We start from the raw sequence: 14,698 nt of genomic DNA on the forward strand, positions 1-14,698 counted from the left end.
ACGCCGCCCGTCAGGTCACCCAGGTAGCCAGCGCCGATCGCCTCGATCAGGCCCAGCAGCACGCCGCCGACCATCGCACCGGTCAGGTTGCCGATGCCGCCGAACACGGCCGCCGTGAAAGCCTTCAGACCCGGCAGGAAGCCCATCGAGTGCTGGATCGTGCCGTAGTTGAGCGCCCACATGATGCCGGCGATGGCCGCCAGCGTCGCACCGATCACGAAGGTCATCGAGATGATGAAGTCGGGCTTCACGCCCATCAGGCCGGCCACCTTCGGGTTCTCGGCCGTGGCGCGCATCGCGCGGCCCAGCTTGGTCTTGTTGACCAGCCACAGCAGCGAGGCCAGCACGATCACGGTGGTCGCCAGGATCAGGATCTGCGTGACCGTGATCACCGGGCCTTCGGCCCACAGGAACATCACGTCAGTCGGCAGCAGCGGCGGATACGGCTTGGGGTTCGGCTTCCAGATGATCATGGCCAGCGTCTGCAGCAACAGGCTCATGCCCATCGCCGTGATCAGCGGGGCCAGACGCGGTGCGTTGCGCAGCGGCCGGTACGCGATCTTCTCGATCGCGAAGTTCAGCGCCGAGCACGCGATGATGGCCGCCACCAGCGAGATCAGCAGCAGCGCCCAGCCCGGCAGACCCGAGTCCGCCAGCGCCGTGACCACTGTCCAGCTGACCATCGCCCCCACCATCAACACCTCGCCGTGCGCGAAGTTGATCAAGCTGATGATGCCGTAGACCATCGTGTAGCCTAGGGCCACGAGCGCATACATGCTCCCGAGCACCAGGCCGTTGATGATCTGTTGTACAAAAATGTCCATGGATGGTCTCCGAGTGTCGTCACGGGCGGCCCAGATCACGCTGGATGGACCGCCACTGGCCCGCCATTGGGGAACGCAAGAATCCGGCCACCCCCAAGGTGGCCGGATTGTAGGAAGGGGTCTGGCTGCCGGCTGCGGGGCTTACCCGCTGGCCAAGTGGCGGAAATCAGGCTTGATTTGCGCCGGGCTCATCGCCGGGTAGCTGGCCCAAACTGCCGGTATCACCCGCCGCGGCGGCGGCCTCGGCATTCAGGCGCTGGAGTTCGGCCAGCTTGTCGGCAATGCGCAGCTCCAGCCCGCGCGGCACCGGGGCGTAGAACTGCACCGGGGGCATGCCGTCGGGCAGGTAGGTTTGCCCGGCCGAAAACGCGTTCGGCTCGTCGTGCGAATACCGGTAGGCCTGGCCGAACCCCAGGCCCTTCATCAGCTTGGTCGGGGCATTGCGCAGGTGCATGGGCACCGGCCGGCTGCCGTCTTGCTTGACGAAGGCGCGGACCTCGTTCCAGGCCTTGTAGACGGCGTTCGACTTGGGCGCCACCGCGATGTACGCCACGGCCTGCGCCAGCGCCAGCTCGCCCTCGGGTGAGCCCAGGCGCTCATAGGTTTCAGCGGCGTCCAGCGCGATGCGCAGCGCGCGGGGATCGGCGTTGCCCACTTCCTCGCTGGCCATGCGCACCACCCGGCGCACGATGTAGCGCGGGTCCGCCCCGCCATCGAGCATGCGGGCCAGCCAGTACAGCGCACCGTCGGGGTCTGAGCCGCGCACCGACTTGTGCAGGGCAGAGATCGAATCGTAAAAGTGGTCGCCGCCCTTGTCGTAGCGCCGCAGCTGCTCGCCGAGTGAGCGCTCGAGCGCCTGCTCATCGAGCTGCGCCAGCCCGCTGCTTTGCGCCAGCAGGTTGTCGTAGGCATTCAGCAGGCGGCGCGCATCGCCATCGGCATAGGCAATCAGGCGCAGCGATGCCGATTCGGTCATCGGCGGCGCCTGCAGCGTTTCGGCGGCCCGCGCCAGCAGCGCCTGCATCTCGGCCAGATCGAGCGCCTTGAGCACATGCACCGTGGCCCGCGAGAGCAAGGCGGAGTTCACCTCGAACGATGGGTTCTCGGTGGTCGCGCCGATGAAGGTGAACAGTCCGGATTCCACATGCGGCAGGAAGGCATCCTGCTGCGACTTGTTGAAACGGTGCACCTCATCCACGAAAACGATCGTGCGGCGGCCACTGGCGCGCAGCGCTTCGGCCTCCACCACCGCGTCGCGGATGTCCTTCACCCCTGCCAGCACGGCCGAAAGCACGATGAGCCGAGCCTCGACCGCCCCGGCCACCAGGCGCGCCAGCGTGGTCTTGCCCACACCGGGCGGGCCCCACAGAATCATCGAGTGCAGCCGGCCCGCCTCGAAAGCGGTGCGCAGCGGCTTGCCCGCCCCGAGCAGATGGGCCTGGCCGATCACTTCATCAATGTGGCGCGGCCGCAGGCGCTCGGCCAGCGGCGCATGGGTATTCGATGGCGCCGGCGTGTCGTCAGGCGGGCTGCCATCAGCCTGCCCGCCCGGGCCGGCCAAGTCAAAAAGGGCGTCTTGCCGGTTCATGGCGGGATTGTCGCAGCGGTGATGGCGACAACCCGCCGTTGCCACAAATACGCCCGCAAATGCCTCTTTTTCGGGCGCTGGGCACACTCACCCCGCGCCACACTGGCGGGCATCAGACTTTGCCTTTCGTTACGTCCATCAAGGAGAACGCACCCATGAGTGCCATCGCACAGACCGACAACCGCGCCAGCTCCGCCGTCAACGGTGCGGTGACGGGCGCCCCCCGCGAATACCTCTCGTTCAAGCTGGGGCATGAGGAATACGGCATCGACATTCTCAAGGTGCAGGAAATCCGTGGCTACGAGCCGCCGACCCGCATCGCCAACGCGCCGCACTTCATCAAGGGCGTCGTGAACCTGCGCGGCGTCATCGTTCCGATCGTCGACATGCGCCTGCGCTTTGACCTGCCGGACGTGAAGTACGACAGCTTCACCGTGGTCATCATCCTGAACGTGGCACACCGCACCGTGGGCATGGTGGTCGATTCGGTGAGCGACGTGCTGGAGCTGGCCCCGGGCCACATCAAGCCGGCGCCCGAGTTCAACGGCGCGATCGATGCGACCTTCATCACCGGCCTGGGCACGATCAAGCACGGCGACGACGATGAGCGCATGCTGATCCTGATGGACATCGAGCAGATGATGACCTCGCCCGACATGGGGCTGATGGACAGCGTTCTGCACTGATTCAACGGCCAACTCGCCCCGTCAACATGAACACCACCACCTTGACAGGGCGACGCGACACGCGACAGCCCGAACAACGTCGGGCCGCACGCATGGCCGCCTGCGCCTCGATCGTCGCCGCGGTTTGCACAACCGTGCTGGTCGGGCCAGCCCACGCCGGCAGGCCGATGGCCACCGAAGACGCCGGCACACTGCCCGATGGCGATTGCGAGGTGGAATCGTTCGTCGGGCGGGCACGTGCACCCGGTGAGCCGCGCCTGTCGGCAGCCTCGGTGCAGATCGGCTGTGGTGTGGGCAACCGCAACCAGGTGGCCCTGGCCATCAGCGGCAGCCGCCTCGACGGCTTGAGCGCACAGGCCGTGGCCGTGCTGGGCAAGACCCGGCTGACCGCCCCGGTCGAGCAGGGCACCAATTACAGCCTGGCCTGGGGCGTGAGCGCCGAGCGGCAGAGCGGGCAGACGCTGAAGCACGAAGCCAGCTACCTCACCGCCGTGATGAGCATGGACCTGTCAGACGACCTGATCTGGCACGCCAACCTGGGCTGGACCCATTCGAAATCCGAATCGATGAGCACGACGGTCTGGGCGACCGGGCTGGAATACGCCACCAGCCCGACCCTCGACCTGACAGCCGAGATCCACGGCAACGACCGCGAAAACCAACCGTGGTTGCAGGTGGGTGCACGCTGGACAGTGGTGGCCGACAAGTTTCTGCTGGACACCAGCTACGGCATGCAGACCGGCGCGGTGAAGGCACGGCTGTTCACCGTCGGGCTGCACTACTTCTTCTGACCGCGGTGCCGGTGGCGCCAGCGCGCGCACCGGCGTCAGGCATCACTGCTCTGACACATCCGTGCCCGCAGGCACCACGAACCGGAAGGTATCGGCCGGCAGCACCATGTCGGTCTGAAGCTCGGTCCACTGCAGCATGGAGCGCTGGCCAAAGCTGTCGGCGATCTCCACCGCCACCAAGGCGCGGCCACGGAAACCGGCCTTCATCCACTGCAGCGTGCCGTCTTTCTGGCGCGGCGTGGCCAAGACCCAATCAACACCGTCACGGCTGGCATCGGCCTTGAGCTCGAAGTCGCGTTCCAGCGACTGACCCGCCAGCAACGCCGCCGGGGTCGAGCCCAGCGCGTCACCCATCTTTCGCACCGTCACCTGGCTCAGGTCGGGGTCGTGGAACCACACCTTCTGGCCGTCGCCGACGATGGTCTGCACATACGGCTTCTGGTAGCTGAAGCGGAACCGGTTCGGACGGCTGAATTCCATGCGGCCGCTGGAGACCTTTTTCTTCGCGCCATCGGGCGAGGTGACGGTCTGGGTGAAGTCTGCGCGACCGACCTTCACTTCGCGCACGAAGGCGCGCAGCGCCTCCACGGCATCGCCTTGCGCGGCTTGCGCCGACAGGGGCAACGCGGCAGCCACGAAGGCCGCGAGGCCCAGGTGGGCCGCACCCCGCAGACCGGCACGGCGGCTGGTGGATTTCAGAAACAGATCATTCATCGCGCTTGGGCAGCATGATTTCCCGGTTGCCGTTGGTGGACATGGAGGATACGAGTCCGGACGTCTCCATTTGTTCCAGCAATCGGGCGGCCCGGTTGTAGCCGATGCGCAGGTGGCGCTGCACCAGCGAGATCGACGCCTTGCGGTGCTGCAGCACCACGGCCACGGCCTGGTCGTACATCGGGTCGGCTTCAGCGTCGGCACCACCACCGCCGGCGCCCGGGGCATCACCACCCTCGCCGTCGAGCGTGCCGCCCTCCAGAATGCCCTCGATGTAGTTCGGCTCGCCCTGGGCCTTGAGCGCCTCGACCACGCGGTGCACTTCCTCGTCACTGACAAACGCACCGTGCACGCGAATCGGCAAGCCCGTGCCGGAGGCCATGTAGAGCATGTCACCCATGCCCAGCAGCGCTTCAGCGCCCATCTGGTCAAGGATGGTGCGGCTGTCGATCTTGCTCGACACCTGGAAGGAAATGCGGGTCGGGATGTTGGCCTTGATCAGGCCGGTGATCACGTCCACGCTCGGGCGCTGGGTGGCCAGAATCAGGTGGATGCCGGCGGCACGGGCCTTCTGGGCCAGACGCGCGATGAGCTCTTCCACCTTCTTGCCCACCACCATCATCAGGTCGGCCAGTTCGTCGATCACGATGACGATGTGCGGCAGGCGCTCAAGCGGCTCGGGCTGCTCCGGCGTCAGGCTGAACGGGTTGGGTACCAGCTCGCCGCGCGCCGTGGCGTCGTCGATCTTCTTGTTGTAGCCCGCCAGATTGCGCACGCCCATCTTGCTGAGCAGCTTGTAGCGGCGCTCCATTTCGCCGACCGACCAGTTCAGCGCATTGCCGGCCTGCTTCATGTCGGTGACCACCGGGCACAGCAGGTGCGGAATGCCTTCGTAGACGCTCATTTCGAGCATCTTCGGGTCGATCATGATCAGGCGAACGTCACGCGCCTCGGCCTTGTAGAGCAGGCTGAGGATCATGCCGTTGATACCCACCGACTTGCCCGAACCGGTGGTACCGGCCACCAGGCAGTGCGGCATCTTGGCCAGGTCAGCCACCACCGGCAAGCCGACGATGTCTTTGCCCAAAGCCATGGTCAGCATCGACGTCGCGTCGTTGTAGACCTGCGAGCCGAGAATTTCCGCCAGGCGGATGGTCTGGCGCTTGGCGTTGGGCAGCTCCAGCGCCATCAGGTTCTTGCCCGGAATTGTTTCGACCACACGAATCGAAACCAGGCTCAGCGACCGCGCCAGGTCCTTCGCCAGGTTCAGCACCTGCGAGCCCTTGACGCCGGTGGCGGGCTCGATTTCATAGCGGGTGATGACCGGGCCAGGCTGGGCCGCCACCACACGCACTTCCACGCCGAAGTCGGACAGCTTCTTCTCGATCAGCCGGCTGGTCATTTCCAGCGATTCAGGCGTGACGGTTTCGACCCGCGCCGGCGGCTTGTCCAGCAAATCAACTTGCGGCAGCTTGGTATTGGCCAGTTCGGTGAACAGCGGCTTCTGCCGCTCGCGCGCCACGCGCTCGGATTTCGGCACTTCGAGCACCGGCTGCTCGATCACGATCGGCACATGCACTTCATGCTCGACCCGCTCGACCTCAACCTCGATTTCACGTTCGCGCTGGGCCTTCACGCCCAGGCGCACGTCCTCGGCGAATTCACGCTTCTCGATCTGCTTCTCGCGCACGCCATCGAGCCAGGCGCCAATGCTGTCGGCCATGCGCACCCACGAGAACCGCAGAGCAAGCGGCAATCCCAGCACCACGCCGGCGATCCACAACACGCCGGAGCCGGTGAAGCCCAGATGGCGCATCGACAAGGGACCGAGCATCACACCCAGCGCACCACCGGCATGACCGGGCAGACGGGCTTCCCAGCCATACACACGGGTCCATTCCAGTGCGCAGCTCGACACCAGCAGCAGCGCAAAACCGAGCAGCCGCAGCCAGCCCTCGTTGCGCGGAAGATCAGGCGCACCGCTGCCCCGCACCAGGTCGGCCAGGGCGATCAGCCAGGCGCGTGCGCCCACCACCACACCCCACCAGGCGGAAAAACCGAAGGCCACCAGCCAGACATCAGCCACCCAGGCGCCTGGGCGCCCGAGCAGGTTGTGCAGCGCGGCGCCGGTGCCGGAGGTGGAAAAGCCAGGGTCTTCCGGATGGCGACTGGCGAGTGCGACCAGCAAGCCGATCCACAGCGCACCCAGCACCAACAAACGAAGACGCCGGCGGATGAGGCCGGCTTCAGGGGCGCCAACGGCGGCGCCGGCGGGGACGGACCCCGCGTTCAAACTGTGCCTCATTCAGGCAAGCGGTTCTTCAGCAGCACAGAGCCGTTTTCGAGGGTCTCGATGACGCCCCGCTCTTCCAGGTCTTTCATCACGCGGCTGACCATCTCGCGGGAAGCCCCGACGATCTTGGCCATGTCCTGGCGGGAAACCTTGCTGCGAACCAGCTTCTCGCCGTCCACGTCTTCGGCCATGTCGAGCAGCGTGCGAGCCACGCGGCCATACACATCCAGCAAGGCCAGCGATTCGATCTGGCGATCGGCGCTGCGCAGACGCGTGACCAGGCCGCGCATGATGGCGTAGGACAGGCTGGAGTTCTCGGGCAGGCAGCGCGCAAATTCAGCACGGCCCAGGATGAGCATGTCGCACTGCACTTCGCAGCGGACAGTGGCCGAGTGCGACTGGTTGTCGATCAAGCTCATTTCACCGACGTAGTCACCGGCTTCAAGCACCGCCAAGATCACCTCGCGACCCCGGGAGTCGGCCGTCAGCACGCGGGCACGGCCATTCAGCAGGATGAACAAGGCGTTGCTCTTCTTGCCTTGCTCAACCACGAGCTCGCCACGCCGATAACGACGCTTCACGACACCATCGGCCACGGCACGTGCCTGGTCGTTGGTCAGCATTGAAAACAGCGGCACTCGCCGAATCAGGTCCAAGTTGGACAACATCGACATCAATGACCCCCTCAGTCAACTCAGTTCACACAGTGTCGTCGGCAATGCCGCGGCCTGTTCTCTAGAATAGATCACATTCTCTGTGCAGTCCTGAGCATAAACGCTTCCTGACTGCTTATCGCCCGCAAGCCTGCTTGCAGGCACTGGCTGACCCGCCGTTGGCCGCTATGTGTCACACCTCATGAGCACCACATCCACACACGCACAGGTTTTGATCCTCGGCTCCGGCCCTGCCGGCTACTCGGCCGCCATCTATGCGGCGCGGGCCAACCTGAAGCCGCTGCTGGTCACCGGCATGGCCCAGGGCGGCCAGCTGATGACCACCACCGAAGTCGACAACTGGCCGGCGGACGTGATGGGCGTGCAAGGCCCTGAGCTGATGGAGCGCTTCCAGAAGCACGCCGAACGCTTCAACACGCAGATCGTCTTCGACCACATCAACGAGGTCGACTTCAGCGAGCGTCCGTTCAAGCTCAAGGGCGACAGCGGCACCTACACCTGCGACAGCCTGATCCTGGCCACCGGCGCATCGGCCAAGTACCTGGGCCTGCCTTCTGAAGAGGCCTTCATGGGCCGCGGCGTGAGCGGCTGCGCCACCTGCGACGGTTTCTTCTACCGCGGTGACGAAGTCTGCGTGGTGGGCGGCGGCAACACGGCAGTCGAAGAGGCGCTGTACCTGTCGAACATCGCCAGCAAGGTGCACCTGGTGCACCGCCGCGACAAGTTCCGCGCCGAAGCGATCATGATCGACAAGGTCAACGAAAAGGTGGCGGCCGGCAAGATCGAGCTGCATCTGTTCCAGACGCTGGACGAAGTGCTGGGCGACCAGTCGGGCGTCACCGGCGTGCGCCTGAAGGACACCAACACGGGTGCCACGAAGGACCTGACCCTGAAGGGCTGCTTCATCGCCATCGGCCACCAGCCGAACACCGACATCTTCAAGGGCCAGCTGGACATGAAGGACGGCTACATCATCACCCGCACCGGCCAGAACGGCTTCGCGACGATGACCAGCGTGCCGGGCGTCTTCGCTGCCGGCGACGTGCAGGACCACATTTACCGTCAGGCCATCACCTCGGCCGGCACGGGTTGCATGGCCGCGCTCGACGCCCAGCGCTTTCTGGAGCAGAACGCCGGCTGAGCCGGGGCTCGCCAAACCCTCGCAAAATAGGGTATACTCATTGTCTTTGCCGGGCTTGATGCCCTTGCGCATGGCAAGCATGAATCAATGCTGCCAAGCGCAAGACGCACGAGGAGCTCGGCCTCATGGGTGTCCATCAGGCGCAGCCAAGCCCTTCGCACACAGTCACGTGTGGGCCAAGGTTTGACCCCTGCTCTAGGCACCAGCTCCTGAACATCTGGACAAATTGGAGAAGCGTCATGGCACGCGTCTGTCAAGTCACGGGCAAGCGCCCGATGGTGGGTAACAACGTTTCCCACGCCAACAACAAGACCAAGCGTCGTTTTCTGCCGAACCTGCAGTACCGTCGTTTCTGGGTCGAGACCGAGAACCGCTGGGTGCGCCTGCGCATCAGCAATGCGGCGCTGCGTCTGATCGACAAGGTCGGTATCGACCAAGTCGTGGCCGATCTGCGCGCCAAGGGCGAGCTGTAATCAGCCCCTATCACTGACGTCAGGAGAAACACACCATGGCAAGCAAAGGCGGCCGCGAGAAGATCAAGCTGGAGTCCACCGCGGGCACTGGCCACTTCTACACCACGAACAAGAACAAGAAGACCACGCCCCAAAAGCTGGAATTCATGAAGTTCGACCCCAAGGCACGCAAGCACGTGCTGTACAAGGAAATCAAGCTGAAGTAATTCAGCCTGAGCCTTGTCTCAAAGAGCCCGCTCCACAGCGGGCTTTTTTTCGTCTGGACTCTTGTGAACGCCTGGCACTGGCGACTTGCCGCCATCGATGCTGCTACACGGTGCCTAAGTCCAGCCGGCTGGCCTGTGCCCCGCATGCCACCGCACATCACCCATGAAAAAACCCGCCGGGTGGCGGGTTGGTCAAATCGGTCTGGGTGAGTCGGGCGCCAGCAGCGCCCTCACCTTCAGCCCTGATCAGGCATGGGCCGCACGCAGCTGCAGCGAGAACTCCCGCAGCGCCGCGATGCCGCTCTCCTCTGCCCGCTTGCACCAGTCCTGCAGATCAGCCACCAGCTGCTCCGCCGACACATTGGTTCGGGTCCAGAGCTGGCGCAGTTCTTCGCGCATGGCCACCAGCTTTTCCAGCGTCGGTGCATTGCTCATGGCATTGGCCAAGCGCAGACGAACCTCACCAGGGATCTTTTCAGCGTCGCGGTGCAGCCAGCGCTCAGCCAGACGCAGATCGGTCCAGGCGCTGCCCGTGGCCACGCCCTGGGCTTTCAGCCGTGCGACCTCCACGGCGCACGCCCGACGGAGTTCCTTGGCGTAATTGGCCATCACCTCATACCGGTTGGCGATGATGGCTTCCAGCGTCTGCGCGTCGGCCTGCGGCTTCACCGCACCCAGCACCAGCTGCGGCGCAGTCTTGCGCACCTTGGCCAGGCCACAGATTTCCAGCCCGCGGATGTAGGCCCAGCCGATGTCGAACTCATAAGGCTTCACCGACAGCTTGGCCGACGTCGGGTAGGTGTGGTGGTTGTTGTGCAACTCCTCGCCACCGATCACGATGCCCCAGGGCGAAATGTTCGTCGACGCGTCCACCGCCTCGAAATTGCGATAACCCCACCAGTGGCCAATGCCGTTGATGATGCCGGCCGCCGTGATCGGGATCCACAGCATCTGCACCGCCCACACCGTGGCACCCAGTGCGCCGAACAGCACCAGGTTGATGACCAGCATCAGGCTCACGCCCAAGGCGCTGCGGCCCGTGTAGAAATGGCGCTCGACCCAGTCATCGGGGGTGTTGTGGCCGTACTTCTTCAGCGTCTCGGCCACCTTGGCTTCGCTGCGGTAGAGCTCGCTGCCGGTCAGCAGCACCGTCTTGATGCCGCGGGTCTGCGGGCTGTGCGGGTCATCCGGGGTTTCGCACTTGGCGTGGTGCTTGCGGTGAATCGCCACCCACTCCTTGGTCACCATGCCGGTCGTCATCCACAACCAGAAGCGGAAGAAGTGCGACGGGATCGCATGCAGCTCGAGCGAGCGATGCGCCTGTGCCCGGTGCAGGAAGATGGTGACCGCCGCGATCGTGATGTGCGTCATCACCAGCGTCACCGCCACGACTTGCCATGTCGACAAGCCGAGCACGCCGTTCGAGGCCCAATCCACGAACGCGTCCAAGAAAATCTGTAATTCCATCGCCCCAACCTCGCCCCGCCACTTTGGCAGGCATGGCGAAATTCTAGGCGCGGATCAACGAGTCCCATCCCCGGGAACAGGCTAACCCGGGCAGCGCTTTCCCGAGGTTCACCGTCCGGAAGTCACGCGGGGGGCAGCCCAGCAAGGGCCGCCCCGGGCTCAACGTTCAGGCTGACCGCTCAAGCCTTGCGCTGCCAGGCCGCGGCAAAGAAGCCGTCGGTGTGATGGCGGTGCGGCCACAGGCGCAGGTAGCCCTGCACGTCCAGCTCTTCCGCGCGCTCCACATGGGCCGAAGCCAACGTGGCGGCTGCAGGCAGCAGCTCGAAGTCAGGGTGCGCGGCGACGAAGGCCTCGGCAATCGCCTCGTTCTCGCGGCGCAGCAAGCTGCAGGTCGCATACACCAGGCGGCCACCCGGCTTGACCAGTCGGGCCGCGCTGTCCAGGATCGCTGTCTGCTTGACGCACAGCTCTTCCAGCGCCTTCGGGGACTGGCGCCACTTCAGGTCAGGATTGCGGCGCAGGGTGCCCAGGCCGGAGCACGGTGCGTCCACCAGCACGCGGTCAATCTTGCCGGTCAGGCGCTTGATGCGCTCGTCACGCTCATGGGCGATCTGGGCCGGGTACACGTTCGACAGGCCGCTGCGTGCCAGGCGCGGCTTCAGGCCTTCCAGGCGGTGGCCGGACACGTCAAAGGCGTAGAGGCGGCCGGTGTTGCGCATGGTGGCGCCCAGTGCCAGCGTCTTGCCGCCGGCACCAGCGCAGAAGTCCACCACCATCTCACCACGCTTGGCTTGCAGCAGCGCGGCCAGCAACTGGCTGCCTTCGTCCTGCACTTCCACGTCGCCGCGGGTGAACAGCGCCAGCTTCTGCAGCGCCGGCTTGCCGTGAATGCGCAGGCCCCACGGCGAGTAAGGCGTGATCTCGGCGTCGATGCCGGCTTCCTTCAGCTCGGCCTGCACGTCTTCGCGCTTGGCCTTGAAGGTGTTCACGCGCAGGTCCAGGGCGGCCACCTTGTCCATCTCTTCCACGAGCGGCCAGAACTCTTCGCCGAGTTCGGCCTTCAGCGGGTTCGCCAGCCAGTCGGGCAGGTTGTGGCGCAGCTTCTCGGGCAGGGTGGCGCGGTCGATGGCGGCCACATCGGCCAGCCACTTCTGCTCGTTCGGGCCGATGGCGCCGCGGCGGAAGCTGTCGGTGCCTTGCCAGGCCAGCAGGGTCAGCCGGCGCTCCATGGTGCCGCTGCCGCTTTGTGCCAGGTGCACATAGAGCAGCCGCTGCCGCAACACGGCGTAGGCGGTCTCAGCCAGGGCATGGCGCTCACGCTGGCCCAGGGCTCGGTGGTATTTGAAAAAGCCGGACACGATGGTGTCGGCCGGGGCGTCTAGCTTCACGACTTGGCGCACCAGTTCGGTGGCCAGGTCCAACAGGGCATTAGGATGCATCCATGGATTATCCCAGCCTCAGCCTTCCGTGTCTGCAAACCCGCTGATCCAGCACCTCCGGGTGCGCCCTCGGATGAGTGTCGCCGTCTTGCTGGGCGTGGCCGCCGCCCTGTGCCTGCCCACGGGCACCAGCCATGCCACCCGCGCCTTGCTGGGCTGGAACATCGGCGTGTGGACCTACCTGGTGCTGGTGGGCGTGATGATGATCCGGGCTGACCACGGCCACCTGCGCCGCCAGGCCGTGGCGCAGGCGGAAGGCACGGGGCTGGTATTGACGATGGTGATTGCCGCTGCGGTGACCAGCCTGGTGGCCATCGTGCTGGAGGTCGCCCGGGTGCGGCACGACGCGGGCGTGATGGTCTGGCCGCACCTGCTGCTGGCCTTTGGCACCGTGATGGGTGGCTGGCTGCTGCTGCCAGTCGTGTTCACGCTCAGCTATGCCAGCCTCTATTACGCCCGGGCCGACGAGCGGCCACCACTGAAATTTCCGGACGACACGCCCGGTTTCGAGCCGCACTACAGCGACTTCCTCTACTTCGCCATCACCCTGGCCGTGGCAGCGCAGACTGCCGATGTGGCCATTGCCCGGCCCGACATGCGCAAGCTGGTGATGGTGCAGGCCGTGGTCTCGTTCGCCTTCAACACGGCCATCCTGGCCCTGTCGATCAACATCGCCGCCGGCCTGTTCTGAGCGGGTGGCTCAGCGCAGCAGCTGCGCGGCGCCCGAACGGTGGTGCACCCGGCCGTCGGTGATGTCGAGCTCATCACGCACAAACCAGCCCACGGCCAGCGGGTAAAGCCGGTGCTCCTGCACCAGCACCCGCGCGGCCAGCGCTTGTTCGTCATCCTCGGGCAGCACCGGCACCGCCGCCTGCGCCACGATGGGCCCGTGGTCCAGTTCAGCCGTCACGAAGTGCACGGTGGCGCCAGCCAGCTTGCAGCCGGCCTCGATGGCGCGACGGTGCGTGTGCAGGCCCGGAAACGCCGGCAGCAGCGACGGATGCACGTTCAGCAGGCGGCCCTCGTAGTGCCGCACGAAACCGGGCGTTAGGATGCGCATGAAGCCGGCCAGCACCACCAGATCGGGCTGGTGGCTGTCGATCAATGTCGCCAGTTCGGCATCGAAGGCTTCCCGGTCGGCAAAGGCCTTGTGATCAAGCACGGCAGTGTGGATGCCACGCGCCTGCGCCCAGGCCAGGCCTGAGGCGTCAGCCCGGTTGCTGATCACAGCCGACACCTCGGCCGGCCACCCCTCAGACGCGCACGCTTCCACCACCGACTGCATGTTGCTGCCGCGGCCCGAGATCAGGATGACGATTCTTTTCATGAGGCCCGGGAGTGTACGGGCTGACACAATGGCGGTCTTCACGATTTCGTCTGACAGCCATGCGTTCCCGCGTTCTTTCTGGCATGCGCCCCACTGGCGCGCTGCACCTGGGCCACTACCATGGCGCCATCAAGAATTGGGTGCAGTTGCAGCACACCCATGATTGCTTCTTCTTCGTGGCCGACTGGCATGCGCTGACCACCTCGCCCGACAAGCACCAGACGCTGAGCGCACATGTGTACGACATGGTGGTGGACTGGCTGGCCGCCGGCATCGACCCCGACCAGGCCACGCTCTTCATCCAGAGCCGCCTGCCGGAGCACGCCGAGCTGTTCACGCTGCTGGCGATGCACACGCCGCTGTCGTGGCTGGAGCGTACGCCTTCCTACAAAGACCGCATCGCCAAGCTCGGCGAGGGTGAATCGCCGACCTTCGGCTTCCTGGGCTACCCGCTGCTGCAGGCCGCCGACATCCTGATCTACCGGGCGCAGCATGTGCCGGTGGGCGAAGACCAGGCGCCGCACGTCGAAATCACCCGTGAAGTGGCGCGCCGCTTCAACCACCTGCACGGCGCCGGCCGCACAGAGCCGGTGCTCATCGAGCCACAAGTGCTGCTGACCGACACCGCCCGCCTGCCCGGTCTGGACGGCGAAAAGATGAGCAAGAGCCTGGGGAACACCATCGCCATGCGCGATGAACCCGAGGCCGTGGCCACAAAGGTGCGCAAGATGCCCACCGACCCCCAGCGCGTGCGCCGCGAAGACGCCGGTGAGCCCACCCGCTGCCCGGTGTGGGCCCTGCACGCGGTGTACACGCCTGAAGCCACCCGCGACACCCTGGCCGCCGATTGCCGCCAGGCCCGCACCGGCTGCCTCGACTGCAAGCAGCCGCTGATCGACGCCATCGTGCGTGAGCAGCAGCCCTGGCGCGAACGTGCCGAGCGCTATCTGGCGAATCCGAAGCAGGTGCAGTGGATCGTCGAGCTGGGCACCGAGCGGGCACGCACCGTGGCGCGCCAGACCATGAAGGACGTGCGCGAGGCCATTGGCCTGGCTTACTGAGCACAGGCCCGCCG

Annotated in this window: 15 protein-coding genes; 7 read left to right on the forward strand and 8 right to left on the reverse strand. The window is 65.6% G+C overall.

All coding sequences use genetic code 11. The features are described 5' to 3' along the window. Together AACH00_RS15305 and AACH00_RS15310 are read right to left on the reverse strand one after the other, a co-directional pair. Positions 1-824 (reverse strand): branched-chain amino acid ABC transporter permease (locus AACH00_RS15305; RefSeq protein WP_341400038.1); only part of this gene is annotated, 824 nt, incomplete at its 3' end. A gap of 166 nt (positions 825-990) precedes the next feature. Further along, positions 991-2,412 (reverse strand): replication-associated recombination protein A, encoded by a 1,422-nt coding sequence (locus tag AACH00_RS15310; RefSeq protein WP_341400039.1) that lies wholly within the window; start codon positions 2,410-2,412, stop codon positions 991-993. 155 nt (positions 2,413-2,567) lie between these two features. Between AACH00_RS15310 and AACH00_RS15315 the strand changes: the two genes are divergently transcribed. Both AACH00_RS15315 and AACH00_RS15320 read left to right on the forward strand, forming a co-directional pair. Next, positions 2,568-3,098 carry a chemotaxis protein CheW gene (locus tag AACH00_RS15315; RefSeq protein WP_341400040.1) on the forward strand — a complete coding sequence of 177 codons (531 nt, stop codon included), beginning with the start codon at positions 2,568-2,570 and terminating at the stop codon, positions 3,096-3,098. Positions 3,099-3,124: 26 nt separating this feature from the next. Continuing rightward, positions 3,125-3,889: a hypothetical protein gene (locus AACH00_RS15320; RefSeq protein ID WP_341400041.1), complete on the forward strand. Its 765-nt coding sequence runs from the start codon at positions 3,125-3,127 to the stop codon at positions 3,887-3,889. Positions 3,890-3,931: 42 nt separating this feature from the next. Here the strand turns inward: AACH00_RS15320 and lolA are convergent, their stop codons facing one another. Genes lolA through AACH00_RS15335 form a run of 3 tightly spaced genes read right to left on the reverse strand, consistent with a single transcriptional unit; the run spans position 3,932 to position 7,570 of the window. Then, entirely contained in the window at positions 3,932-4,603 is a 672-nt protein-coding gene (gene lolA / locus AACH00_RS15325) for an outer membrane lipoprotein periplasmic chaperone LolA (protein WP_341400042.1), read from the reverse strand. After that, entirely contained in the window at positions 4,596-6,908 is a 2,313-nt protein-coding gene (locus AACH00_RS15330; protein WP_423221946.1) for a DNA translocase FtsK, read from the reverse strand. The genes lolA and AACH00_RS15330 overlap by 8 nt, the downstream gene beginning before the upstream one ends. Further along, a complete protein-coding gene (locus tag AACH00_RS15335; RefSeq protein ID WP_341400043.1) occupies positions 6,905-7,570 on the reverse strand; it encodes a Crp/Fnr family transcriptional regulator in 666 nt (221 codons plus the stop codon). Before AACH00_RS15335 ends, AACH00_RS15330 begins: the two co-directional genes overlap by 4 nt. A 181-nt stretch (positions 7,571-7,751) precedes the next feature. Between AACH00_RS15335 and trxB the strand changes: the two genes are divergently transcribed. The 3 genes from trxB to rpmG all read left to right on the forward strand — a co-directional run bounded on the left by trxB (position 7,752) and on the right by rpmG (position 9,390). After that, a complete protein-coding gene (gene trxB, locus AACH00_RS15340) occupies positions 7,752-8,711 on the forward strand; it encodes a thioredoxin-disulfide reductase (RefSeq protein WP_341400044.1) in 960 nt (319 codons plus the stop codon). Between the two features lie 239 nt (positions 8,712-8,950). Continuing rightward, the gene (rpmB, locus tag AACH00_RS15345) at positions 8,951-9,184 is read left to right on the forward strand and encodes a 50S ribosomal protein L28 (RefSeq protein ID WP_341400045.1); all 234 of its coding nucleotides are present in this window, start codon (positions 8,951-8,953) and stop codon (positions 9,182-9,184) included. 35 nt (positions 9,185-9,219) lie between these two features. Continuing rightward, a complete protein-coding gene (gene rpmG / locus AACH00_RS15350) occupies positions 9,220-9,390 on the forward strand; it encodes a 50S ribosomal protein L33 (protein WP_141286813.1) in 171 nt (56 codons plus the stop codon). Between the two features lie 246 nt (positions 9,391-9,636). Here rpmG and AACH00_RS15355 read toward each other — a convergent pair whose 3' ends face one another. Together AACH00_RS15355 and AACH00_RS15360 are read right to left on the reverse strand one after the other, a co-directional pair. Then, the gene (locus tag AACH00_RS15355; protein ID WP_341400046.1) at positions 9,637-10,857 is read right to left on the reverse strand and encodes a DesA family fatty acid desaturase; all 1,221 of its coding nucleotides are present in this window, start codon (positions 10,855-10,857) and stop codon (positions 9,637-9,639) included. A gap of 179 nt (positions 10,858-11,036) precedes the next feature. Further along, complete coding sequence (locus AACH00_RS15360) at positions 11,037-12,296, reverse strand: RsmB/NOP family class I SAM-dependent RNA methyltransferase (RefSeq protein ID WP_341400047.1); 1,260 nt, start codon at positions 12,294-12,296, stop codon at positions 11,037-11,039. A gap of 73 nt (positions 12,297-12,369) precedes the next feature. On the opposite strand from AACH00_RS15360, the gene AACH00_RS15365 reads away from it, so the two are divergent. Next, positions 12,370-12,987 (forward strand): DUF1345 domain-containing protein, encoded by a 618-nt coding sequence (locus AACH00_RS15365; protein WP_341400048.1) that lies wholly within the window; start codon positions 12,370-12,372, stop codon positions 12,985-12,987. A 9-nt stretch (positions 12,988-12,996) separates the two neighbouring features. On the opposite strand, the gene purN is transcribed toward AACH00_RS15365, so the two are convergent. Further along, on the reverse strand, positions 12,997-13,623 hold the full coding sequence (gene purN / locus AACH00_RS15370; RefSeq protein ID WP_341400049.1) for a phosphoribosylglycinamide formyltransferase: 627 nt from the start codon (positions 13,621-13,623) through the stop codon (positions 12,997-12,999). Between the two features lie 59 nt (positions 13,624-13,682). Here purN and trpS point away from each other — a divergent pair, with 59 nt between their 5' ends. Next, positions 13,683-14,684 (forward strand): tryptophan--tRNA ligase, encoded by a 1,002-nt coding sequence (gene trpS, locus AACH00_RS15375; RefSeq protein WP_341400050.1) that lies wholly within the window; start codon positions 13,683-13,685, stop codon positions 14,682-14,684. Positions 14,685-14,698 lie beyond the last annotated feature (14 nt).

Source organism: Ideonella margarita (assembly GCF_038066635.1).
Taxonomy (GTDB): Bacteria; Pseudomonadota; Gammaproteobacteria; order Burkholderiales; family Burkholderiaceae_C; genus Ideonella; species Ideonella margarita.